General features: G+C 70.3%; 17 protein-coding genes and 1 pseudogene. 9 read left to right on the top strand and 9 right to left on the bottom strand.

Features of this window, described 5'->3' with window-relative positions:
- Positions 1-22: 22 nt before the first annotated feature.
- A complete protein-coding gene (locus tag ACFWBT_RS22060; RefSeq protein WP_385702891.1) occupies positions 23-922 on the bottom strand; it encodes a D-alanyl-D-alanine carboxypeptidase family protein in 900 nt (299 codons plus the stop codon).
- 202 nt (positions 923-1,124) lie between these two features.
- Here ACFWBT_RS22060 and ACFWBT_RS22055 point away from each other — a divergent pair, with 202 nt between their 5' ends.
- Together ACFWBT_RS22055 and ACFWBT_RS22050 are read left to right on the top strand one after the other, a co-directional pair.
- Complete coding sequence (locus tag ACFWBT_RS22055) at positions 1,125-1,799, top strand: GntR family transcriptional regulator (protein ID WP_266760704.1); 675 nt, start codon at positions 1,125-1,127, stop codon at positions 1,797-1,799.
- Positions 1,796-3,094 carry a nitrate/nitrite transporter gene (locus ACFWBT_RS22050; protein WP_385702889.1) on the top strand — a complete coding sequence of 433 codons (1,299 nt, stop codon included), beginning with the start codon at positions 1,796-1,798 and terminating at the stop codon, positions 3,092-3,094. The genes ACFWBT_RS22055 and ACFWBT_RS22050 overlap by 4 nt, the downstream gene beginning before the upstream one ends.
- A 152-nt stretch (positions 3,095-3,246) precedes the next feature.
- Here ACFWBT_RS22050 and ACFWBT_RS22045 read toward each other — a convergent pair whose 3' ends face one another.
- Entirely contained in the window at positions 3,247-4,071 is an 825-nt protein-coding gene (locus tag ACFWBT_RS22045; protein ID WP_385702887.1) for a maleylpyruvate isomerase family mycothiol-dependent enzyme, read from the bottom strand.
- A 154-nt stretch (positions 4,072-4,225) separates the two neighbouring features.
- Here ACFWBT_RS22045 and ACFWBT_RS22040 point away from each other — a divergent pair, with 154 nt between their 5' ends.
- Positions 4,226-5,041: a carbon-nitrogen family hydrolase gene (locus tag ACFWBT_RS22040; RefSeq protein ID WP_385702886.1), complete on the top strand. Its 816-nt coding sequence runs from the start codon at positions 4,226-4,228 to the stop codon at positions 5,039-5,041.
- 6 nt (positions 5,042-5,047) lie between these two features.
- Here the strand turns inward: ACFWBT_RS22040 and ACFWBT_RS22035 are convergent, their stop codons facing one another.
- Together ACFWBT_RS22035 and ACFWBT_RS22030 are read right to left on the bottom strand one after the other, a co-directional pair.
- Entirely contained in the window at positions 5,048-5,542 is a 495-nt protein-coding gene (locus ACFWBT_RS22035; protein WP_385702884.1) for an LURP-one-related/scramblase family protein, read from the bottom strand.
- Positions 5,502-5,835: pseudogene (locus ACFWBT_RS22030) on the bottom strand (AraC family transcriptional regulator); the annotation flags it as partial. The pseudogene ACFWBT_RS22030 and the gene ACFWBT_RS22035, both read right to left, overlap by 41 nt.
- A 236-nt stretch (positions 5,836-6,071) precedes the next feature.
- Here ACFWBT_RS22030 and ACFWBT_RS22025 point away from each other — a divergent pair.
- Both ACFWBT_RS22025 and ACFWBT_RS22020 read left to right on the top strand, forming a co-directional pair.
- Positions 6,072-7,568, top strand: coding sequence for an FG-GAP and VCBS repeat-containing protein (locus ACFWBT_RS22025; RefSeq protein WP_385702882.1), 1,497 nt, complete (start codon positions 6,072-6,074; stop codon positions 7,566-7,568).
- Positions 7,569-7,675: 107 nt separating this feature from the next.
- Complete coding sequence (locus ACFWBT_RS22020; protein WP_385702880.1) at positions 7,676-9,481, top strand: NHL domain-containing thioredoxin family protein; 1,806 nt, start codon at positions 7,676-7,678, stop codon at positions 9,479-9,481.
- 6 nt (positions 9,482-9,487) lie between these two features.
- On the opposite strand, the gene ACFWBT_RS22015 is transcribed toward ACFWBT_RS22020, so the two are convergent.
- From ACFWBT_RS22015 to ACFWBT_RS22000, 4 genes are all read right to left on the bottom strand, one after another.
- Positions 9,488-9,733: a DUF6458 family protein gene (locus ACFWBT_RS22015; RefSeq protein ID WP_266765774.1), complete on the bottom strand. Its 246-nt coding sequence runs from the start codon at positions 9,731-9,733 to the stop codon at positions 9,488-9,490.
- A 102-nt stretch (positions 9,734-9,835) separates the two neighbouring features.
- Positions 9,836-11,479 (bottom strand): hypothetical protein, encoded by a 1,644-nt coding sequence (locus ACFWBT_RS22010; protein WP_385702877.1) that lies wholly within the window; start codon positions 11,477-11,479, stop codon positions 9,836-9,838.
- Positions 11,480-11,600: 121 nt separating this feature from the next.
- Positions 11,601-12,896, bottom strand: a complete 1,296-nt coding sequence (locus ACFWBT_RS22005) for a M18 family aminopeptidase (RefSeq protein WP_385702874.1) — start codon at positions 12,894-12,896, stop codon at positions 11,601-11,603.
- A 211-nt stretch (positions 12,897-13,107) separates the two neighbouring features.
- Positions 13,108-14,934: an acyl-CoA dehydrogenase gene (locus ACFWBT_RS22000; RefSeq protein WP_385702872.1), complete on the bottom strand. Its 1,827-nt coding sequence runs from the start codon at positions 14,932-14,934 to the stop codon at positions 13,108-13,110.
- Between the two features lie 144 nt (positions 14,935-15,078).
- Between ACFWBT_RS22000 and ACFWBT_RS21995 the strand changes: the two genes are divergently transcribed.
- The 3 genes from ACFWBT_RS21995 to ACFWBT_RS21985 all read left to right on the top strand — a co-directional run bounded on the left by ACFWBT_RS21995 (position 15,079) and on the right by ACFWBT_RS21985 (position 17,943).
- The gene (locus ACFWBT_RS21995) at positions 15,079-15,570 is read left to right on the top strand and encodes an SseB family protein (protein WP_266760725.1); all 492 of its coding nucleotides are present in this window, start codon (positions 15,079-15,081) and stop codon (positions 15,568-15,570) included.
- 168 nt (positions 15,571-15,738) lie between these two features.
- Positions 15,739-16,710, top strand: a complete 972-nt coding sequence (locus tag ACFWBT_RS21990; RefSeq protein ID WP_385702869.1) for a pirin family protein — start codon at positions 15,739-15,741, stop codon at positions 16,708-16,710.
- Positions 16,711-16,845: 135 nt separating this feature from the next.
- Positions 16,846-17,943, top strand: coding sequence for an AI-2E family transporter (locus ACFWBT_RS21985; RefSeq protein WP_385702866.1), 1,098 nt, complete (start codon positions 16,846-16,848; stop codon positions 17,941-17,943).
- On the opposite strand, the gene ACFWBT_RS21980 is transcribed toward ACFWBT_RS21985, so the two are convergent.
- Positions 17,940-20,183: a SpoIIE family protein phosphatase gene (locus tag ACFWBT_RS21980; protein ID WP_385702864.1), complete on the bottom strand. Its 2,244-nt coding sequence runs from the start codon at positions 20,181-20,183 to the stop codon at positions 17,940-17,942. The genes ACFWBT_RS21985 and ACFWBT_RS21980 overlap by 4 nt on opposite strands.
- Before the next feature lie 166 nt (positions 20,184-20,349).
- On the opposite strand from ACFWBT_RS21980, the gene aspS reads away from it, so the two are divergent.
- Positions 20,350-22,113: an aspartate--tRNA ligase gene (gene aspS, locus ACFWBT_RS21975; RefSeq protein WP_385702861.1), complete on the top strand. Its 1,764-nt coding sequence runs from the start codon at positions 20,350-20,352 to the stop codon at positions 22,111-22,113.
- The last annotated feature ends 120 nt before the right edge of the window (positions 22,114-22,233 follow it).

Genomic DNA, 22,233 nt, shown 5'->3' with positions numbered 1-22,233 from the left:
CCCCTTTTCCCGTCCGGGTGCCTTACTTGGCGAAGCCGTAGTTCAGCAGCTTCTTGGCGTCCGACGTGCGGGCGGCGATCGACGTGGAGGCGAGCACCGTGCCGATGATCGTCTTGCCGTTGCGCGTGGCGGCGAACACGAGGCAGTACTTCGCCTCGGGGCCCGAACCGGTCTTGACGCCGATCGTGCCGCTGTAGCCGGTCAGCAGAGGCTTGTTGGTGTTCTCCCACGAGTAGTAGCGGTAGCCGCCGCTCGAGGTCGTCACCTTCTGCTTGGTGTTCTGGGTCTTCACGATCGTCTTGAACGTGGAGTTCTTCATGGCGCTGCTGGCGAGCTTCGTCAGGTCGCGCGGCGTCGAGTAGTTGTTGCCGTGGCCGACGCCGTCGAACGAGTCGAACTTCGTGTTCGTCATGCCGAGGCTCCGCGCGGTGGTGTTCATCTTGCCGATGAACGACTTCACGCGGGCGGCGCGCGTCGTGCCCGAGCCGAACTTGTCGGCGAGCGCGTACGCGGCGTCACAGCCGGACGGCAGCATCAGCCCGTAGAGGAGCTGACGAACGGTCACCTTGTCGCCGACGATCAGGTGGGCCGAAGACAGGTAGCCGTTGTCGACGATGTAGTTGCTGTAGGCGCTCGAGACGGTGACCTTGGCGTCCAGGTTCAGGTTCGTCTGGGCGAGCACAACCTTGGCCGTCATGATCTTTGTGGTGGAGCCGGTGGAGAGCGGGGTGTCCGCCTTCTTCGTGTAAAGGGACGTGCCGGTCCCGTTGTTCATCACATAGCCGCCCTTGGCGGCGATGGTGGGAGTGGCAACGGCGCCCGCGGGCGCGGCGCCGAAGCCGCCGGCGGCCAGCACGGCGCCGGTCGTGAGGGTCACAGCGGCGGCCCTGCGGAAACGCGTGCCCTTAATGCCGGTAATCAAAATGAACGCTCCGTATGCGCGAAATGCCCCTGGGAGAACGACACATGACAGTGCCGTCTTACGTACGGACTCCCGGGGCGGGCAAAGGGATGTACGGCAGAGGGGTGGAAGTTATGTGACGTGGGTTACATCGAGAGGGGGGTGGGGTCCGCATGCTGAAATGGCTCAGAGCATGGGTACGTGTTGTATCTATGATGTGCGCATGCCTTCTGCCCCGCCCGCGCCGGTGCGACCTCCCGTGAAGCAGCCGCCCGCCGCCGACCGCGTCTACGCACACGTCAAGCAGGGTGTCCTGGAACGCCGTTACGAGGGCGGGACCCTCCTCACCGAGGGCGAACTCGCCGACGCCGTGGGGGTGTCGCGCACCCCGGTCCGTGAGGCGCTGCTCCGCCTCGAGGTCGAAGGACTCATCAGGCTCTACCCGAAGAAGGGCGCGCTCGTCCTGCCGGTCTCCGCCCAGGAGATCGCAGACGTGGTCGAGACCCGCCAGCTCGTCGAGGAGCACGCCGCGCGCAAGGCCGTACCGGCCTCGCCGCAGCTCCTGGTCCGCCTCGAAGAACTGCTGGCCCGGCAGAAGGAGCAGGCCGCCGCCGGAGATCTGGCCGCCGCCGCCGTCACCGACCGCTGCTTCCACGCCGAGATCGTCCGCAGCGGCGGCAACGAGATCCTCTCCCGGCTCTACGACCAGCTCCGCGACCGGCAGTTGAGGATGGGGGTCGCCGTGATGCACGCGCACCCCGACCGGATCACCAAGACGCTCGTCGAGCACGAGCAGATCCTCCAGGCACTGCGCTCCGGCGACGCCGACGCGGTCGTCGACCTCATCCACGGACACGTCAGCTGGTTCTCCAACCTGGCGCGGGGCGAGGTCCGATGAGCTCCTCGGCCACTCTGCCCGGTGATCCGCCCGGCGGCCGGCGCGCGATCGCCGTCTGGGGCATCGGTGTCTCCGTCTACTTCGTCGCGGTGATCTTCCGTACGTCATTGGGGGTGGCCGGGCTCGACGCGGCGGACCGTTTCCACGTCGGCGCCTCCGCCCTGTCCACGTTCTCCATCCTCCAACTCCTCGTCTACGCGGGCATGCAGATACCGGTCGGGCTGCTGGTCGACCGGCTCGGCACCAAGAGGGTGCTGACCATCGGCGTGGTGCTGTTCACGGCGGGGCAACTGGGCTTCGCGTTCTCCTCGTCGTACGGCATGGCGCTCGCCTCGCGCGGCCTGCTGGGCTGCGGTGACGCGATGACGTTCATCAGCGTGCTGCGGCTCGGCACCCGCTGGTTCCCCGCGCGGCGCGGGCCGCTCGTCGCGCAACTCGCGGGCCTGGTCGGCATGGCGGGCAACCTCGTCTCGACGCTCGTGATCGCACGGCTGCTGCACGGACTGGGCTGGACCACGGCGTTCGCCGGAAGCGCGGCCGCCGGTGTGGTCGTCCTCGTCCTCCTGCTGCTGTTCCTGAAGGACCACCCCGAGGGCCATGAACCGGAGCCGTTCCCGCACCGGGGCGCCGCCTACGTCCGACGGCAGATCACCGCGTCCTGGCGGGAACCCGGCACCCGGCTCGGTCTGTGGGTGCACTTCACCACGCAGTTCCCGGCGATGGTGTTCCTGCTGCTGTGGGGGCTGCCGTTCCTCGTCCAGGCGCAGGGTCTCCCACGGGCCACGGCCGGTGAGCTGCTGACGCTCGTCGTCCTGTCCAACATGGTCGTCGGGCTCGTGTACGGGCAGATCGTCGCCCGGCACCACACGGCACGGCTGCCGCTGGCGCTGGGCACGGTCGCGTCGACGGCGGTCGTGTGGGCCGGAGTGCTGGTCTACCCCGGCGAGCACGCGCCGATGTGGGTGCTGATCGTGCTGTGCACGGTGCTCGGGGCCTGCGGGCCGGCCTCCATGATCGGCTTCGACTTCGCACGGCCGGCGAATCCGCCGGAGCGTCAGGGAACCGCGTCCGGGATCACCAACATGGGTGGTTTCGTCGCCTCGATGACGACGCTGCTGGCCATCGGTGTGCTGCTCGACGCCACCGACGACAACTACCGGGTCGCCTTCTCCGCCGTGTTCGTGCTCCAGGCGGCCGGGCTGAGCCAGATCTTCCGGCTGCGGAAGCAGGCGGCCCGCCGGGAGCGGGAGCGTCTGGTGGCCAGCCGGGTGGAGACGGTGCACGTGCCGGCCTAGCCACCGCAGGCCATGCCGACCGCCCCCCCCGCCCGCGCATCCCGACCTGGACCGGCGTGGGCGACGGGGGGAGACGTGGGCGGCTGAGGGCCGTGGGCGTCGGGGGACGCGTGGGCGGCGGGGCGAGAGCCCGCCCCGCCCGTCCCGCTCCGTTACGGCGTGACGGTGAAGTTGCGCAGGATCGCCGCCGCCAGCTCCGGGTCGCCCTCGGTCTTGATGCGGTCGGACACGGCATCGGCGTGGACGCGGCCGCAGGCGAGCCGGACGAAGGTCTCCCAGTCGAGGGAGAGGCTCGCGGCGGGACCGAGGGACGGCGCACCGTCTATCGAGCCGCGCCCGTCGGCGTCGATGCGGACGGTGCGAAGGAACTCGACGGGGCCGTGCACGTCGAAGACGACCGCCGAGTTCGCCGGCGCCCCCGCGTCCTTGGCGACGACCTTCGGCAGGGCGGCCAGCAGGTCGTCCCGGACGATCTGCGAACCGGGGGAGTCGAGGTTCCCCGGCCGGCCCAGCGTGACCCGCAGATCCTGCTCGTGCACCCACACGTCGAACGCACGGTTGCGCATCGCCTGTTCGAGGGTGACCTCGGTGCCCAGAGGGCCGCGCACCTTGGCGTCGGGCTGCCGCGACTCGTTCCGCAGCTGCCTGTTGCGGCGGATGACCGTGTACTCCAGCTCGGAGGTCATCTCCGGCGCCGTGTGGTGGCGGCGCACGTCGACCTGCATCTCCATGTAGCGCTGGTGCTCGTTGGTCACGTGGTAGAGGTCGCGGGGGAGCGTGTGGATCGGCCGCGGGTCGCCGAGCATCTCGCAGTCCAGCCCGATGACATGGGAGACGATGTCGCGGACCGACCAGCCGGGACACGGAGTCCGCCGGTTCCACTCGCCCTCCACAAGCGGCTGCACCAGCTCGGATATGGCTTCGATCGAGTGGGCCCAGGCGTCGGCGTAGGACTGAAGACTCGGATGCAGACTCACGGAACGGGACCCCTCGGGCGGTTGGACGCGGGCAGTGCACAGGCAGCGGGTGTCTTGGGACGCTAAGTTACGCTGCTGTGAGGCACCCCGGCAGTGCTTTCGTGTGACGATCGTAGGCCCGTATCGACGGCTCGAATGCCAGGACGGTGGTAGTGTGCGCGCCTCGCTCCTCCAGATCGACGTAAACGCCAACGAATCGGTCGCTGCCCGCAGACGCCGTGTCGCGGACCTGGTACGGGATCAAGCCGGAGTCGATCTCGTGGTGCTCCCCGAGCTGTGGACCACGGGCGCCTTCGCCTACGAGGAGTTCGGAGCCCAGGCCGAACCGCTGGAGGGGCCGACCCACGAGGCGATGGCCAAGGCGGCGAGCGACGCGGGCGTGTGGCTGCACGCGGGCTCGATCCCCGAGCGCGCCGTGTCCGAGGGCGGTTCGGGGTCCGAGGCCCCCCTCTACAACACCTCCCTCGTCTACTCCCCCGCCGGTGAACTCGTCGCCGCCTACCGGAAGATCCATCGCTTCGGCTTCGACAAGGGCGAGGCCGTACTGATGGGCGCGGGCACGGAGCTGGTGACGGTGCGGCTGCCGGAGACCGTCCTCGGCGTGGCCACCTGCTACGACCTGCGGTTCCCCGAGCTCTTCCGCGGGCTCGTCGACGCGGGGGCGCAGACCTTCGTCGTCCCGGCCGGCTGGCCCGAACGGCGCCGATCCCACTGGACCCTGCTCGCGCAGGCACGCGCCGTGGAGAACCAGGCGTACGTCCTCGCCTGCGGAACGGCCGGTACGCACGCGGGAGTTCCCCAGGCCGGTCACTCGATCGTGGTCGACCCCTGGGGGGAGGTCCTCGCCGAGGCGGGCTCGGACGAGGAGATCCTCACGGTGGACTTCGACCCGGCGAAGGTCGCGACGACGAGGGAACAGTTCCCGGCCCTGAAGGACCGGCTGCTGGGCCTGGAGACACCCCGCCGCTGACCCTTCTCAGTCGTCCCCCCGCTCCTTCTCCGCCAGATGGATCACGCACACCGCCACCGCGATCAGCAGTGCCGGATCGGCGTCCTCCCGTACGACGTCGACTCCGTAGGTGTCGCGGACGTGGAGCCGGCGGCGGGAGATCTGGGCGAGGAGCTCGTTGTCGTAGTCGACGGCGAACTCGCGGTCGAGGATCTTGCCACTGACGTCGAGCTCGGTGCCGTCGACCAGGGAGACGCGGTAGTGGTTGCGGAGCAGGGACAGACGCTTGCGCTTGATGGTCGCGAGCGGGTCGCCGTCCCGCTCGATGATCATCGTGTCGCGCAGCGCGAGCATCTTCTGGTGGATGTCGATGAGGACGCGCCCATGGGTGTCCTTCAGTTCGAAGGTGTCCCGCAGGCGCATGGCCTTGCCGTCGACGAGGAAGGCCTTGTCGCCGTGGTCGTCCTCGATCCAGTAGTCGTCACCGAAGCCGAGCAGCCGGTCGCGTACGAGGTATCTCATGCGTCACCGGTTCCCCGGCGGGCGGTCCGAAACGCCGCCGGTAGGCCGACGGGCTGAGTCCGGTCGCCCGGCGCACCCGTTCGCACCCGTTCGCGGCGGTCCCGAGCCCGCCGCGGTCCGCCACCACGTCGAGCCGGACCTCGCCGCGCTCGATGAGCGGGCAGGCCAGGGCGACCCGTTCCGCCGTCAGCGGCGCGCGCCGCCAGGTCGCCGACCGTCAGCGGCGCGCCGAGCCGCTCCTGCGCCCAGGCGGGCACCCCGCTGACGACCGGAAGCGGTGGCTCGCTGGTCTCCGGCCCGTTCGCCGGCTCGCGCGCACCGGTCCGTAACAGCCTTGCGCCAGACGCGACTTGGAGTGGCTCCTGAGTAAAACGTGTCCCCCGCGCAACCAAGGGCGCCCTCCGTTGGTCTGATCTTTACCAACGCCGCTCCACGCCCGCGCCGACACGAGGTGAACCCGGGGTGGCGCACCGGCGACCCACACCCTGTGGATGCCCCGAGCATCCCCGCATGCCCAGGAGGACCCCGCATGCACCACCGCCTCAGCGTCACCCTGGCGACCGCCGCGGCAGCCGCCCTCACCGGCGGTCTGCTGGCGTTCGCCACCGCCCCGGCCTCCGCGGCCGGCGCCGCCAAGGCGTACGACTTCAACGGCGACGGCTACCGCGATCTCGCGATCGGCGTGAAGTCGGGGACGGCCGGCGGCAAGAAGGGCGCCGGATACGTCGCCGTCGTGCCCGGCTCCGCGAAGGGACCGAAGACCTCGGCGCGCTACACCGTCAGCCAGTCCACCAGCGGCATACCCGGCACCTCCGAGACGGACGACTTCTTCGGTTCCCGGATCACCAGCGCGGACCTCGACAGCGACGGTTACGCGGACCTGGTCGTCACGGCGCCCGGTGAGGACGCGTCCACCAGTGAGGACACCGGCCGCATCACCATCCTGTGGAGCGGCCCGCGGGGCTTCACCCGCGGCACCGTCCTGAAGGGCTCCACGCTGTACGGCGGCACCGGGTTCGCCGGGCTGGCCGTCGCCGACGTCGACGGCGACGGGAAGTCCGACATCGTCACCGCCAACCGGGGTGACGAGACCTCCGGCGTCTCCGTCGCCCGCGGCCCGTTCGCGCCGGGCACCACCCCGGCGGCCCTCACCTACGTCGCCGGCGCCGGCATCCCGCACTTCACCGGATACATCCGCCTGGCGGTCGGCGACATCGACGGCGACGGCAGGACGGACGTGGCCGCCGCGTACAACGGCCTGGAAGGCGGCGGCACCACCTACCTGCGCGGCACCTCCACCGGGCTGGTCCGCGCCGGCTCCTGGTACGGGGAGACCACGGGCAACACCGTGGCCGTCGGCGACTTCGACAAGGACGGCTACGCGGACCTCGCCCTCGGCAACGCTGCGTTCGGCGCCCACGACACCGAGGAGCCCTGGGTCCCGCAGCACCCGTTGCCCACCCGCAAGGGTGGCGCCGTGCGTGTGCTGTACGGCAGTGCGCAGGGACCGGCGGCCACCCGTCCCCCGGTCGACCTGGTCCAGGGCACCGGCGGTGTTCCCGGCACGGACGAGACCGACGACCGTTTCGGCAACACCCTCTCGACCGCGGATGTCAACGGCGATGGCGCCGCCGACCTCGCGATCGGCGCACCGGGCGAGGACATCGGCTCCGCCGTCAACACCGGCAACGTCACCGTGCTCCACGGCTCCGGCTCCGGACTGACCACCACCGGTGCCCAGAGCTTCAACCAAGGCACCGCCGGCGTCCCCGGCTCCAACGAGACCGACGACTCCTTCGGCGGCGCGAACGGCTACGGGATCTTCCTGCGGGATCTCAACCGCGACGGCCGTGCCGACCTCTCCGTCGCGGCACCGGGCGAGGACGGCGACAACGGCCGCGTCTGGACCCTGACCGCCGGCGCGTCCGGCCCGACCGGTACCGGCGCGGTCAGCTTCACCGCGGGAACGCTCGCACTTCCCGCCCCCACGACGGGCCTGGCCTTCGGGTCGGTGCTCGGTTACTGACGGCTGGACGGCACAGGCAACGCCCTCGGGGGACATCCGGGGGCGTTCGTCGTCCACCCGCGTCGGCGGTCGGCGGCAGGCTCCGGCGGCCGTGCGACCCTGGACGGATGAGCAAACGCGTACGTGTCCGCGCCCCCGAGCTGGTCGGCAAGGGCGGGTGGCTGAACACCGGCGGCAAGGATCTGAAGCTCGCCGACTTCCGTGGCCGCGTGTTGATCCTGGATTTCTGGACCTTCTGCTGCATCAACTGCCTGCACGTCCTGGACGAACTGCGGGAGTTGGAGGAGAAGCACCGGGACACCGTGGTGATCGTCGGGGTGCACTCGCCGAAGTTCGCGCACGAGGCGGAGCACCAGGCGGTCGTCGACGCGGTGGAGCGGTACGGGGTGGAGCATCCGGTGCTGGACGACCCGGAGCTCACGACCTGGAAGCAGTACGCGGTACGGGCCTGGCCGACGCTCGTGGTGATCGACCCCGAGGGATACGTCGTCGCGCAGCACGCCGGTGAGGGGCACGCCCACGCCATCGAGCGGCTGGTGGAGGAGCTGGAGGCCGAGCACGCGGCGAAGGGCACCCTGCGGCGCGGTGACGGCCCGTACGTGGCGCCCGAGCCCGAGCCGACCGTGTTGCGCTTCCCGGGCAAGGCGCTCGCCCTGCCGAGTGGGAATCTGCTGGTCAGCGACACGACCCGGCATCAGCTGGTGGAGCTGGCGGAGGACGCCGAGACGGTCGTACGGCGCATCGGATCGGGTGTTCGCGGATGCGTGGACGGCAGCGCCGAGGCGGCGGAGTTCAGCGAGCCGCAGGGGCTCGCGCTGCTCGACGAGGGCGCGGTCGTCGTCGCGGACACCGTGAACCACGCCCTGCGCCGGGTGGATCTAGCGACCGGCGCGGTCAGCACCCTCGCGGGCACCGGCCGCCAGTGGTGGCAGGGTTCGCCGACGTCCGGACCGGCGCTCGAGGTCGATCTGTCCTCGCCGTGGGACGTGGCTCTCTTCGGCGGGAAGGTCTGGATCGCCATGGCCGGTGTGCACCAGCTGTGGGCGTACGACCCGGTGACGGAGACCGTCGGGGTCGTCGCGGGCACGACGAACGAGGGGCTGGTCGACGGGCCGGGGCCCGAGGCCTGGTTCGCGCAGCCGTCGGGGCTCGCCGCCACGGCCGACCGGCTCTGGCTGGCCGACTCCGAGACCTCGGCGCTGCGCTGGGTCGACCCGGACGGGAGCGTGCACACCGCCGTCGGCACCGGGCTCTTCGACTTCGGACACCGTGACGGGGCCGCCGGACAGGCGCTGCTCCAGCACCCGTTGGGTGTCACCGCGCTGCCGGACGGGTCGGTCGCGGTGAGCGACACCTACAACCACGCGCTGCGTCGGTTCGACCCGGCGACGGGTGAGGTGACCACGCTGGCCACGGATCTGCGGGAGCCGAGCGACGCAGTGCTCGTCGGGGACGACGTCGTGGTGGTGGAGTCCGCCCGCCACCGGCTGACCCGGCTGCGGCTGCCCGAGGAGGCCGTGCGCGTGGGGTCGGTCGCCCACCGGACTCAGCGCGAGGCCACCGAAGTCGCCCCGGGAGCCGTCCGGTTGGACGTCATCTTCCAGGCGCCGGCCGGGCAGAAGCTGGACATCAGGTACGGCCCCTCGACGCGGCTGCTCGTCTCCGCGACTCCGCCCGGGCTGCTGCTCGCGGGCGAGGGCGCGGGCACGGATCTCACGCGGACCGTCGAGCTGGACCCTGCCGTCACGGAGGGCGTGCTGCATGTGTCCGCGATGGCCGCGTCCTGCGACGACGATCCTGCCGAAGCGTATCCGGCCTGCCATGTCCACCAGCAGGACTGGGGGGTGCCGGTCCGCCTCACCGAAGGCGGTGCGGACCGGCTGCCCCTGGTCCTCGCGGGCATGGACGACTGAGTCGGCTCAGACGCCGTAGCCGTCGGAGTAGCCGTTGCGCTGGTGGCGGTCCTCCTCGACGACGGTCGCCGTCGGCGGTACGACCACCCGTCGGCGGCGGGCGACGCTGCCGAAGGTCGCCACACCGATCAGTCCGGCGATCATGAGGATCACGCCGACCACGTGGAGGTTGACCCCCTGCATGTCCCAGTCGGTCGCGAACGTGAGAATCGCCCCTGCGGCGATCAGGATGATGCATCCGCCCAGGCCCATGGGTGTCGCCTCCTTGAAGTAGCAACGCGGAGTCATTCCGGGCCCGTTCCGGGTACCCGGGACCCCGCGAGCCATGCGGAGGCGATCCCTCACGGTCCGGCGTCACCTCACGTCGACGTAGTCCTCGCGTCCGGAGCTCACCAGGTGGGTGCTGTTCGGGTAGAGCAGCACGGCGACCCAGGTGCCGTCCTTCCGGGCCGTGAATCCCTTGCTGAAGGAGCCGTTGGAGCGGGTCGTGGTGTCGCCCTCGTCGTACCAGGTGCTGGAGCCCTTGGGGCGGAAGAGGATCTTCACCTTCTGACCGGAGTAGGCCTTCCAGGCCGACGAGGTGTAGTGCTGCAGGGTGCCCTTGACGGTGATGGTCCGGCCCTTGGTGACGGGCTCGGGCGACGCGTTCGCGTCGGTGATACGGGTCTTCGTGCGTTCGGCGTGCAGCACCGTGCTGTACGACGCCTGCCAGTTGGCGCTGCCGGCGAAGTAGGCCCGGTAGTAGCCCTTCGCGGGCGCGCCGAACGTGCCCTTGAACCGGCTGCCGGTCTCCGGGTCGCCGTTGCCGGGAGTGACCGTCTTCATCGTCGTCCAGCCGGTCTTCCCGTCGGCCGAGTACTGCAGCCGTACGTGGTTGTCCGCGTCGCCGGGAATGCTCGACCCGGTGTGCAGGTAGCCGCCGGCGGTGAGTTCGGCGTACTTGTTCAGGCTGACGGTGAAGCCGCCGATCGACGTCTTGCGGGCGACGTGGACGGTGACATACCGCTCGGGGCTCGTGTTGAGGTAGGTGCCGCTCCGGACCGAGACGTACACCCTCCCCGTCCGTGACATCTTCAGCTCGCCGGTGAAGCGGCCGTCGGCGCCCGTGACGGGCCGCGAGGCCACGCCGCCGAACTCGTCGGACCAGGTCTCGTCCACCGTGGCTCCGGCCAACGGTTTCCACACCCCGCCGACGTACACCTCGGCGGTCCCGGAGACCTTCGCCGCCTGCCCGGCCTTGACGTCCAGTTCGGCGGTGTCCAGGGTCACGCGCGTGTCCGACCGCACGGCCCTGACCTCGACGCTCTCGTTGGCCCTGGACTGGTACCAGGGCTCGTCCGGCCGCAGCCAGGCGTTGACGCTGTCGTAGGAGCTGTCGGTGACGCGGTAGGTATAGGTGAAACGGCCGTCGGCGCCGGTCCTGGTCTCCGCGTTCGGGCCGGAGATCTCCAGGTCCACGCGCTCGTTCGCCGCGGGCGTGGTCTTGCCGGTGCGCGGGTCGGTGACCGTGAAGCCGCCGACGACGGTGACGTCCTGGTGCTCGTAGTCCGGGTTCTGCGGGGTGACCCGCAGATCCGTGAGGTTCGCTTCGAGCTCGTACCAGTAAGTGTCCTGAGCGGTGGTGGTGTCCCCGTCGGCGTCGGTCAGGTCGACCACGACACGGTAGGCGCCGAGGTCGGCCAGACGCAGCGGGGTGGTGGTCCGCCACAGGTTCGCGAAGCCGGTGCTGGAGTCACGGGTGAAGTCGCTGACCCGGGTGATCTCCGGGGCGTCGGCGGCGGAGCCCGGCGCGTACAGGTGTGCGGTGATCGAGGTGATGGCGGTGTCGGACGAGGCGGACACCGACACCAGGCCGTCACCGGGGTGGGCACCGCTGCCGACGCCGTACAGCACCGGCGCCACCGCCGCGTGCGCGGCGGGTACCGGGCCGAGCAGCAGGCCGGCCGCGACGGAGGCGCAGGCGAGCACCAGGGATGGTCTTCTGACATGGCGTTTCATACGAGGTCCCCCCACGAGACTCAAGATCGGCCCGCATCGTACGACGGCCGGGCCGATCTTGAACAGGTTCAAAAACAGTGGTTTCCGTCCCGTGGGGAAACGGCCGGAGGGGGTCGGAGGACTATCCCTCCAAAAACGCCACCAACGCGTTCGTCAGCAGGAACGGGTCGTCGGCGCCACAGAGTTCGCGGGCGCTGTGCATGGAGAGGATGGCCACGCCGATGTCGACCGTCTTGATGCCGTGCCGGGCCGCCGTGATGGGGCCGATGGTGGTGCCGCAGGGCATGGAGTTGTTGGAGACGAAGTTCTGGAAGGGCACGCCGGCCTTCTCGCAGGCGGCCGCGAACACCGCGCGGCCCGAACCGTCGGTGGCGTAGCGGTTGTTGACGTTCACCTTGAGGATGGGGCCGCCGTTGGCGCGCGGGTGGTGCGTCGGGTCGTGCCGCTCGGCGTAGTTGGGGTGCACGGCGTGGCCGGTGTCGGAGGACAGGCACACCGAGCCGGCGAAGGCGCGTGCCCGGTCCTCGTAGGAGCCGCCGCGCGCGAAGACCGAACGTTCCAGCACGCTGCCGAGCAGCGGTCCGTCGGCGCCGGTGTCGCTCTGCGAGCCGTTCTCCTCGTGGTCGAAGGCGGCGAGGACCGGGATGTACGAGAGTCCGGCGTCGGCCGACGCGACCGCGGCCAGCGCGGCCGTGGCGGCGTGCACGGACAGCAGGTTGTCCATCCGCGGCCCCGCGAGCAACTCCTTGTCGCGGCCCAGGTAGGCGGGACGCTCGATGGAGTGGGTCATCAGGTCCCAGCCGGTGACCTCGCCCGCGGGCAGGCCCGACTCCTCCTCCAGGAAGGAGATCAGATCGCCCTCGCGGGGGTCGCCGAGTCCCCAGATGGGCTGGAGGTGCCGCTGCTTGTCGAGCTTGAGTCCGTCGGTGCTGACGGAACGGTCCAGGTGGACGGCGAGCTGGGGCACGCGCAGCAGGGCGCGGTCGATGTTGACCAGGCGGGTCGAGCCGTCCCGCAGGGAGAGGCGTCCGGCCAGGCCAAGGTCCCGGTCGAGCCAGGAGTTCAGCAGCGGACCGCCGTAGATCTCCACGGCCACCTGCCGCCAGCCGTGCGCCCCGGTGTCCGGCAGCGGCTTGACCCGCAGGTTCGGGGAGTCGGTGTGCGCGCCCACGATCCGGAACGGCGTGTGCGGCTCGGCGCCCTCCGGCACGTACCAGGCGACGATCGCCCCTCCCCGCAGGACGTACTTTCCGCCGCTGGTCCCCTCCCATGCGTCGGTCTCGGCGACCTGACGGAATCCGGCCTTCTCCAGCCGCTCGGCGGCGGTCGCCACGGCGTGGTACGGCGTCGGGCTCGCCGCGAGGAAGGACATGAGGTCGTCGGTGTGGCCGCGGTCGAAGCGGGAGGGTGCACTCATGGGTTCACCTTAACGACGCACGAGGGCCCGCTCCCGGGGATGGGAGCGGGCCTTCGTAAGGGGGATGTGAAGGGCGGACACCTTGGGCACCTGACCGGATGGACAGGTTCCGGATCGGTGTCCGTCCGACTTGGATCGGGGTCCGTCCGGCTTCGCGGGGACCGGCGGCCTCCTGGGAGGAGGCTTCTGGCGGACCCCCGGAGGCCGGTTCCTAGAAGGCGGCCTCGTCCAGCTCCATCAGGTCCAGGTCGACGGCCTCGGCGAGCTTGCGGGCGCCCGTGACACCCGGCAGCACGTTGGCGGCGAAGAACTTCGCGGCCGCGATCTTGCCGGTGTAGAACGCCTTGTCCCGGGCGGCAGCCGTCTCCAGCTTCTCGGCCGCGACGGCGGCACCGCGCAGCAGCAGGTAGCCGACGACCACGTCACCGGAGGCCATCAGGAGGCGGGTGGTGTTGAGGCCCACCTTGTAGATGTTCTTGACGTCCTGCTCGGTGGCCGCGAGGTCGGTCAGCATCAGGCCGACGATGGCCTCCAGCTCGACGGCCGCCTTCGCGAGCTGCTCACGGGCGGCGGACAGGTCCTCGCCGCCGGTGCCGAGCGCCAGGAACTTCTTGATGTCCTCGGCGAGGGAGTTCAGTGCCGCGCCCTGGTTGCGGACGATCTTCCGGAAGAAGAAGTCCTGGCCCTGGATCGCGGTGGTGCCCTCGTACAGGGTGTCGATCTTGGCGTCGCGGATGTACTGCTCGATCGGGTACTCCTGCAGGAAGCCGGAGCCGCCGAAGATCTGGAGCGACTGGGCGAGCTGCTCGTAGCCCTTCTCGGAGCCGTAGCCCTTCACGATCGGCAGGAGCAGGTCGTTCAGGGCCTCAACGGCGGCGGTGTCCTCGCCGGCGGCCTCCTTGACCTGGATCTCGTCCTGGATCGCGGCGGTGTGCAGCACCAGGGCGCGCATGCCCTCGGCGTAGGCCTTCTGCGTCATCAGCGAGCGGCGCACGTCCGGGTGGTGCGTGATGGTGACCTTGGGCGCGGTCTTGTCCATGAAGTTCGCCAGGTCGGGACCCTGGACGCGCTCCTTGGCGTACTCCAGCGCGTTCAGGTAGCCCGTCGACAGCGTGGAGATCGCCTTCGTGCCGACCATCATGCGGGCGAACTCGATGATGCGGAACATCTGGCGGATGCCGTCGTGCTTGTCGCCGATCAGCCAGCCCTTGGCGGGGTGGCGGTCGCCGAAGGTCATCTCGCACGTGTTGGAGGCCTTGAGGCCCATCTTGTGCTCGACGTTCGTCGCGTAGGCGCCGTTGCGCTCGCCCAGCTCGCCGGTCTCGAAGTCGAACTCGTACTTCGGGACGAGGAAGAGGGACAGGCCCTTGGTGCCGGGGCCGGCGCCCTCGGGGCGGGCGAGGACGTAGTGGAGGATGTTCTCCTCCATGTCGTGCTCACCCGAGGTGATGAAGCGCTTCACGCCCTCGATGTGCCAGGAGCCGTCCTCCTGCTGGACCGCCTTGGTGCGGCCGGCGCCCACGTCGGAGCCGGCGTCCGGCTCGGTGAGCACCATCGTGGAGCCCCACTGCTTGTCCACGGCGATCTTCGCGATGTGCTTCTGGACCTCGTTGCCCTCCTCGAAGAGGATGCCCGCGAACGCGGGGCCGGAGGAGTACATCCAGACGGCCGGGTTCGCGCCGAGGATCAGCTCCGCGTACGCCCAGATCAGGGAGCGGGGCGCGGTGGAGCCGCCGATCTCCTCGGGCACGCCCAGACGCCAGTACTCGGAGTCCATGAACGCCTTGTACGACTTCTTGAAGGAAGCCGGGACCGGCGCGGTGTTGGTCTCCGGGTCGAAGACCGGCGGGTTGCGGTCGGCGTCCACGAAGGACTCGGCCAGCTCGTTCTCCGAGAGGCGGGTCAGCTCCTCGAGGATGCTCTTGGCGGTGTCCGTGTCCATCTCCGTGAACGGGCCGGTGCCGTACAGCTTGTCGCGCCCGAGCACCTCGAAGAGGTTGAACTCGATGTCGCGGAGATTCGACTTGTAATGCCCCATGGCGACGGCTCCGTTATAGAGATCGGCGAGGCACTGACTCCTCGCACCTGGTTCACGTACCAACAAGTAGCTTCGATGATGCTACCCGCCAGTAATAAGAAGCAACCCCGGGTGGGCCATATGTGGCCCACTACTCTTTGACGCATGTACGGCTACGAGCAGAACGCAGGCGCCCAGCAGGGGTACGTCCCGCCGCAGCAGCAGATGCCCGGGCAGATGCCGGGCGGGCAGATGCCCGGCGGGTACGGCCAGCAGCCGCCCCTGTACCCCGAGCCGTCCCCGCCGTCCCTGCCGGACGCGGTCCGCGCGTTCACCACGGGGTCCATGGCCGCCGAGGACTTCCAACAGGTCTTCGCCACGTCGAAGGTGTACTGCCCGCGCGGCGACAACCCCGGTTTTCTGGCGCTGCACAACACTCAGCAGCCTGTCATCCCGATGTTCACCTCGCTCAAGGAGCTGCGCCGGTACGCCGGCAAGGAGTCCAAGTACTTCGTGATCACCGGCGCCGAGGTGATCGACCTGCTGCCCACCGGCTACGGCTTCGTGATCGACATGGAGGGCGAGCACCGCATGGTCTTCGACGCGAAGGCCGTGGAGCAGATGGTGGACTTCGCGATGCGCCGTATGTACGGCTGACGGCCCGGCGCGGGCGCGGGCGATGCCCCGCCGTCCGTGCGGCCGAGGCGCCACAGTCGTGCCTCACCCATGCGTGACGCCCGGAGGGAATGCCCTCCGGGCGTCCGTCGTTACGGGTAGCAGAAAGTTCAATCCTCAACTAAACTCGAAGCACAAGGAGGTACCGACATGCCCGCAGTGACTGTCGAGAACCCGCTGGCCCTGCCCCGTGTGGCCGCGCCGGCCGACGCCGTGGAGCGTCCCGTGCTGGCCGTGACGACCGCGCCCAGTGGCTTCGAGGGCGAGGGTTTCCCGGTCCGCCGCGCGTTCGCCGGGATCAATTACAAGTACCTCGACCCGTTCATCATGATGGACCAGATGGGTGAGGTGGAGTACGCGCCGGGCGAGCCGAAGGGCACCCCCTGGCACCCCCACCGCGGCTTCGAGACCGTGACCTACATCATCGACGGCGTCTTCGACCACCAGGACTCCAACGGTGGCGGCGGCACGATCACCAACGGTGACACGCAGTGGATGACGGCGGGCTCGGGCCTGCTGCACATCGAGGCGCCGCCGGAGTCGCTCGTCATGTCCGGCGGCCTCTTCCACGGCCTCCAGCTGTGGGTGAACCTGCCGGCCAAGGACAAGATGATGGCTCCGCGGTACCAGGACATCCGCGGCGGCACGGTGCAGATGCTCAGCACCCCGGACGGCGGCGCGCTCCTGCGTGTCATCGCCGGTGAGCTCGATGGCCACCAGGGCCCCGGCATCACGCACACGCCGATCACCATGGTCCACGCCACGCTGCGGCCCGGCGCCGAGATCACCCTGCCGTGGCGCGAGGACTTCAACGGACTCGCGTACGTCCTCGCCGGACGCGGAAGCGTGGGCGCGGACCGCCGCCCGGTCCACACCGGCCAGACCGCCGTCTTCGGCGCGGGTTCCTCGCTGACCGTCCGCGCGGACGAGAAGCAGGACTCCAACACGCCGGACCTGGAGGTCGTCCTCCTCGGAGGCCGGCCGATCCGTGAGCCGATGGCTCACTACGGCCCCTTCGTGATGAACACCCGCGACGAGCTGCAGCAGGCCTTCGAGGACTTCCAGAAGGGCCGCCTGGGGACGATCCCGGCGGTGCACGGGATGTCGGAGGGCGGCCTGTAGGCCCTCGCCGTCCCGAGGTCCGAGGGGTGTCACGCGGATCACCCCCGTCGTACGACCGGCGCCTTCGCGAGGCCTTCTCCCCCGTTCGGCCCGCGCGGGGGCGCCGACCCGGCTGACACATGGTCAGCTGGGACGGTGCAGCTACTCCCCGAGGGCGCCCGGCGGTTGGCGGCCTGGTGTGCCGTGATCCTGCTGGCCGCCGGTGTGGGATGGGTGGGCATCCTGCTCTGCGGGGAATTCCGCACCGCGGTGGTGCCCGTGCTGCTCGCGCTGCTCGGGACCGCCCTGCTGGGGCCGTTGTACCGGCGGCTGGTGAAGGCGCGGGTCAACCGTTCGCTGGCCGCCGCCCTCACCTGCGTCGCGGTGGCCGTCGTGGTCGGTGGCGCCGTCTACATCGTCGTCGCCGCGCTCATCCACACCGGCGCGCAGATCGTGGACTCTCTTCGGCTGGCCGCGAGGTCCGTCGCCGAGCACTTCGGCGCGGCCGGTACCTCGCTGGACGACCTCGCCGCCAACTCCAAGGATCTGCTGACCGAGTTCGGCAGCACGGCCGCGTCCAATGTCGTCAGCGGCGTCAGCATCGTGGGCCAGGCCGTCGCCATGGCCTTCCTCGCCCTGTTGCTGGTCTTCTTCTTCCTGCGGGACTCGCACCGGGTCGCCGGAACACTGCGGTCGCTCGCGCCCCGGGGTACCGCCGACCTCGTCGAGGCCATGGCCCGGCGCGCCTTCGGGGCCGTCGAGGGGTTCATGCGCGGGACGACGATCATCGCCCTCATCGACGCCCTCTGCATCACCGTCGGGCTCCTGGTCCTGCGGGTCCCGGGTGCGGTGGGACTCGGCGCGCTCGTCTTCGTCGGGGCGTACATCCCGTATCTCGGCGCGTTCATCTCCGGCACCGTGGCCGTGCTGGTCGCGCTCGCGGACCGGGGATTCGTCATCGCCCTGTGGGTGCTCGGGGTCGTGCTCGCGGTGCAGGTCCTGGAGGGATACGGCCTCCAGCCGATGATCCAGAGCCGACAGGTGCAGATGCATCCGGCGGTGGTGCTGCTGGCGATCACGGCGGGCGCGTCCGTCGCGGGAGTCCTCGGCATGCTGCTCGCCGTGCCGCTGACGGCCGCCGCCTTCGGTGTGCTGCACGAACTCCGTACACGCTACGAGCAGGGCCCGGAAGGGCCGGAGGCGCCGGGGTTCCCCGGAGTGCCGGGGGCGCCGGGGCCTTCCGCGGACTCCTAGCCGGGGAGGTCCGCGGCCTCGCCGAAGGCATCGAAGGCCTCCAGCACCGCGGACTCCTGTACGGTCCGGGGCTCCCCGGCCTCCGGGTCCGAGGTCTCGGAGAACTCGAACCAGATGCTCTTGCCCTCGCCCCGCGGGTCCACTCCCCACGCGTCCGCGAGCAGTTCCACGAGCACCAGTCCGCGTCCGGACGACGCCAGCTCCCCGGGATGGCGCCGGTGCGGCAGGTCGTCGCTGCCGTCGGTGACCTCCACCCGCATCCGCCGCTTGCCCGGCTCGCCCGTCACCTCGGCGACGAGCAGCGCGTCGGCGTCGGTGTGCACGAGGACGTTGGTGACCATCTCGGAGACGAGCAGGACCGCGGAGTCGAGCTGGTCGGCGGAGGCCCAGTCGTGCAGGAGCTCCCGCAGCTGCTGACGGGCCTCCGCGATCCGCTCGGGCTCGGCCTGCGCCACGGTCAGCATCGTGCGGCGCACCATCGGCCGGACGGTCGGGGCCGTGTCGTCGTAGCCGCCCGTCCCGCCCAGCCGGGACAGCAGCAGCACCGCTATGTCGTCCTCGCGCCGGTCGGCCAGCGGACCGGTGGTGTGGTGGGAGGAGGGCCCGTGCACGGCCTGGACGAGCGCGTCGGCGAGGGTCTCCATGTCGCCGTCGTGGGACTCGAGCGTCCGGCGGATACGGCGCCAGCCGGTGTCGAGGTCGTGGCCGCCGGTCTCGATGAGCCCGTCGGTGCAGACCAGCATCGTCTCGTCCGGCTCCAGGACGAGCCGGGTGGTGGGGTAGTCGGCGTCCGGGTCGATGCCGAGCGGCAGCCCGCCCGCCGTGGGCCGCATCAGGACCGTCCCGTCCGCCATGCGTATCGCGGGGTCGGGATGCCCGGCGCGGGCGATGTCGAGCGTTCCGGTCGCCGGGTCGACCTCGACGTACAGACAAGTCGCGAAGCGCACATCGCCGGGGTCCGCCGGGTCCTCGCCCGCGTCGGCGCCGCCGCTCGATCCATAGGTCACCGAGTCCGTGACCCCGTACAGGAAGCGCGAGGCCCGGGACAGCACCGCGTCGGGGCGGTGGCCCTCGGCGGCGTACGCGCGCAGGGCTATCCGGAGCTGGCCCATCAGGCCCGCGGCGCGGACGTCGTGGCCCTGCACATCGCCGATGACCAGGGCGTAGCGGCCGGCCGGCAGCGGGATCATGTCGTACCAGTCGCCGCCGACCTGGAGACCGCCGCCGGTCGGGACGTAGCGTGCGGCGACGCTCATGCCCGGCATCTGCGGGCCGAGCGTCGGCATCATCGAGCGCTGGAGGCCGTCGGTCAGCTCCCGCTCGGTCTCGGCGGCACCGGCGCGCGAGAGGGCCTGCGCGAGCATGCGGGCGACCGTCGTGAGGACCGAGCGCTCGTCGGGAGTGAAGGTGACGGGATACGTGAAGGCCGCCATCCACGCGCCCATGGTGCTGCCGGCGACGGTGAGCGGCAGGAACGCCCAGGACTGCCGCCCGAAGTGCCGCGCCAGCGGCCAGGAGGCCGGGTAGCGCCCCTTGTAGTCCTCGGGGGACGAGAGGTAGACCGCGCGGCCCGTACGGACGACCTCGGCGGCCGGATAGTCCGTGGCCAGCGACATGTGCGTGAACGGTCCCTCGTCGCCCGGCTGATGCCCGTGATGGCCGATGATCGTCAGCCGGTCGCCCTCCGCGCCGAAGACGGCGAGCCCGTCCGGTGAGAAGCCGGGCATCGACAGCCCCGCCGCCACCCGCAGTACCTCCGCCGTGGACCGCGCCTCGGCCAGCGCCCGCCCCGCGTCCAGCAGGAACGCCTCCCGCGAGCGGCGCCAGTCCCCGGTCACGGGGGTGCGCGCGGCGGCGTCCGGAGGCTGCTCGCTGACCTCCTGAAGGGTGCCGATCAGCTCGAACTGACCGGTCCCGGGGTCGACGATCGGCTTCGAGCGGCTGCGGACCGTACGGAGCACCCGGCCGTGCCCGTCCATGATCCGCATCCGGGCCTCGGCGAGCGTGCCCTCGGCGACCGCGAGCTGCACCACTCCGTCCATCTCGTTCCAGTCGACGGGGTGGACATGGGAGCGTGCTCCCGCCTCGGAGAGCGTCGTCCGCTCCGCGGGCATGCCCATGAGCCGTGCGGCTTCCGCGTCGAAGGTGACGAGGCCCGTGGCGTTGTCCCAGCGCCACACGCCGGTCGCGAGAGTGGCCAGGACGTCCCCCACGGCGGGCAGGGGCTCACCAGTGCGCATGGGCCCACTGTACGAACGAGTGATCGGTGCCTGCCACCGATGCCGTTCAGGGCGCCGAGCGGCGGCCGAGCGGTGAGTAATGAGGAGGTGATCCGGGGCTGCCCGGTACCCTGGGTGTGTTTCACGTGAAACAGGCCCTCAATCCGCGAAGACTGGATGAACGAAGATGCATCGGTACAGGTCCCACACGTGCGGCGAACTCCGCGCCTCTGATGTCGGCAACGACGTCCGGCTGAGCGGCTGGCTGCACAATCGCCGAGACCTGGGTGGCATCCTCTTCATCGATCTGCGCGACCACTACGGCATCACGCAGCTCGTCGCCCGCCCCGGCACCGCCGCCTACGAGGCCCTGGACAAGGTCTCCAAGGAATCGACCGTCCGCGTCGACGGCAAGGTCGTCTCGCGCGGTACGGAGAACGTGAACGCGGAGCTGCCGACCGGCGAGATCGAGGTCGAGGTCGGCGAGGTCGAGCTGCTCGGCGCCGCCCAGCCGCTGCCCTTCACGATCAACGCCGAGGACGGGGTCAACGAGGAGCGGCGCCTGGAGTACCGCTTCCTCGACCTGCGCCGCGAGCGCATGCACCGTAACATCCTGCTGCGCACGGCCGTGATCTCCGCGATCCGCCACAAGATGACGGCGCTGGGCTTCAACGAGATGGCGACCCCGATCCTCAGCGCCACCTCCCCCGAGGGCGCGCGCGACTTCGTGGTCCCCTCCCGGCTGAACCCCGGCAAGTTCTACGCGCTCCCGCAGGCGCCGCAGCAGTTCAAGCAGCTGCTGATGATCTCCGGCTTCGACCGCTACTTCCAGATCGCGCCCTGTTTCCGCGACGAGGACGCCCGCGCGGACCGTTCGCCGGGCGAGTTCTACCAGCTCGACGTCGAGATGTCCTTCGTCGAGCAGGAGGACGTGTTCCAGCCCATCGAGAAGCTCATGACGGAGCTGTTCGAGGAGTTCGGCGGTGACCGTCACGTCACCTCCCCCTTCCCGCGCATCCCGTTCCGCGAGTCGATGCTGAAGTACGGCTCCGACAAGCCGGACCTGCGGGCCCAGCTGGAGCTCACCGACATCACCGACATCTTCGAGGGCTCCGAGTTCAAGGCCTTCGCCGGCAAGCACGTGCGCGCCCTGGCGGTGCCGGACGTGGCCGGTCAGACCCGGAAGTTCTTCGACGGCCTCGGTGACTACGCGGTCGAACAGGGTGCTAAGGGCCTGGCCTGGGTGCGGGTGGGTGAGGACGGCTCGCTGACGGGCCCGATCGCCAAGTTCCTCACCGAGGAGAACGTCGCCGAGCTGACCAAGCGCCTCTCCCTGGCCCCCGGCCACGCGGTGTTCTTCGGTGCGGGCGTGTTCGACGAGGTCTCGAAGATCATGGGCGCGGTGCGGGTCGAGGCCGCGAAGCGCTCGGGCAACTTCGAGGAGAACGTCTTCCGCTTCTGCTGGATCGTCGACTTCCCGATGTACGAGAAGGACGAGGACACCGGCAAGCTCGACTTCTCGCACAACCCCTTCTCGATGCCGCAGGGCGGTCTGGAGGCCCTGGAGACCCAGGACCCGCTGGACATCCTCGGCTGGCAGTACGACATCGTCTGCAACGGCGTCGAGCTGTCCTCCGGCGCGATCCGGAACCACGAGCCCGAGATCATGCTCAAGGCCTTCGAGATCGCGGGCTACGACCGGGAGACCGTCGAGGAGCAGTTCGCCGGCATGCTGCGCGCCTTCCGCTTCGGCGCCCCGCCGCACGGCGGGATCGCCCCGGGCGTCGACCGCATCGTCATGCTGCTCGCGGACGAGCCGAACATCCGCGAGACGATCGCGTTCCCGCTCAACGGCAACGCGCAGGACCTGATGATGGGCGCGCCCACGGAGCTGGACGAGACCCGGCTGCGCGAGCTGCACCTCTCGGTGCGCAAGCCGCAGCCGAAGTAGGCAGCACACGCGGAAGCAGGCACAGCCGCCGAAGTGGGGGGGGACCCCCCCCGGGTGCCGGCCACCGAAGCGGGGGGGGGGGAACCACCAATAGGACCCACCCACGGGGCGGGGCGGGGC

Origin of the sequence: Streptomyces sp. NPDC060027 (genome assembly GCF_042737005.1) — a bacterium.
GTDB lineage: Bacteria > Actinomycetota > Actinomycetes > Streptomycetales > Streptomycetaceae > Streptomyces.
This window is presented reverse-complemented; position numbering and strand designations above follow the sequence as displayed.

Coding starts and splice junctions, on each gene's coding strand:
- aspS (WP_385702861.1), top strand. CDS start 20,350: ATGCATCGGTACAGGTCCCACACGTGCGGCGAACTCCGCGCCTCTGAT.
- ACFWBT_RS22005 (WP_385702874.1), bottom strand. CDS start 12,896: ATGAGTGCACCCTCCCGCTTCGACCGCGGCCACACCGACGACCTCATG.
- ACFWBT_RS22010 (WP_385702877.1), bottom strand. CDS start 11,479: ATGAAACGCCATGTCAGAAGACCATCCCTGGTGCTCGCCTGCGCCTCC.
- ACFWBT_RS22000 (WP_385702872.1), bottom strand. CDS start 14,934: ATGGGGCATTACAAGTCGAATCTCCGCGACATCGAGTTCAACCTCTTC.
- ACFWBT_RS22015 (WP_266765774.1), bottom strand. CDS start 9,733: ATGGGCCTGGGCGGATGCATCATCCTGATCGCCGCAGGGGCGATTCTC.
- ACFWBT_RS21995 (WP_266760725.1), top strand. CDS start 15,079: ATGTACGGCTACGAGCAGAACGCAGGCGCCCAGCAGGGGTACGTCCCG.
- ACFWBT_RS22055 (WP_266760704.1), top strand. CDS start 1,125: ATGCCTTCTGCCCCGCCCGCGCCGGTGCGACCTCCCGTGAAGCAGCCG.
- ACFWBT_RS22050 (WP_385702889.1), top strand. CDS start 1,796: ATGAGCTCCTCGGCCACTCTGCCCGGTGATCCGCCCGGCGGCCGGCGC.
- ACFWBT_RS21980 (WP_385702864.1), bottom strand. CDS start 20,183: ATGCGCACTGGTGAGCCCCTGCCCGCCGTGGGGGACGTCCTGGCCACT.
- ACFWBT_RS22035 (WP_385702884.1), bottom strand. CDS start 5,542: ATGAGATACCTCGTACGCGACCGGCTGCTCGGCTTCGGTGACGACTAC.
- ACFWBT_RS21990 (WP_385702869.1), top strand. CDS start 15,739: ATGCCCGCAGTGACTGTCGAGAACCCGCTGGCCCTGCCCCGTGTGGCC.
- ACFWBT_RS22025 (WP_385702882.1), top strand. CDS start 6,072: ATGCACCACCGCCTCAGCGTCACCCTGGCGACCGCCGCGGCAGCCGCC.
- ACFWBT_RS22020 (WP_385702880.1), top strand. CDS start 7,676: ATGAGCAAACGCGTACGTGTCCGCGCCCCCGAGCTGGTCGGCAAGGGC.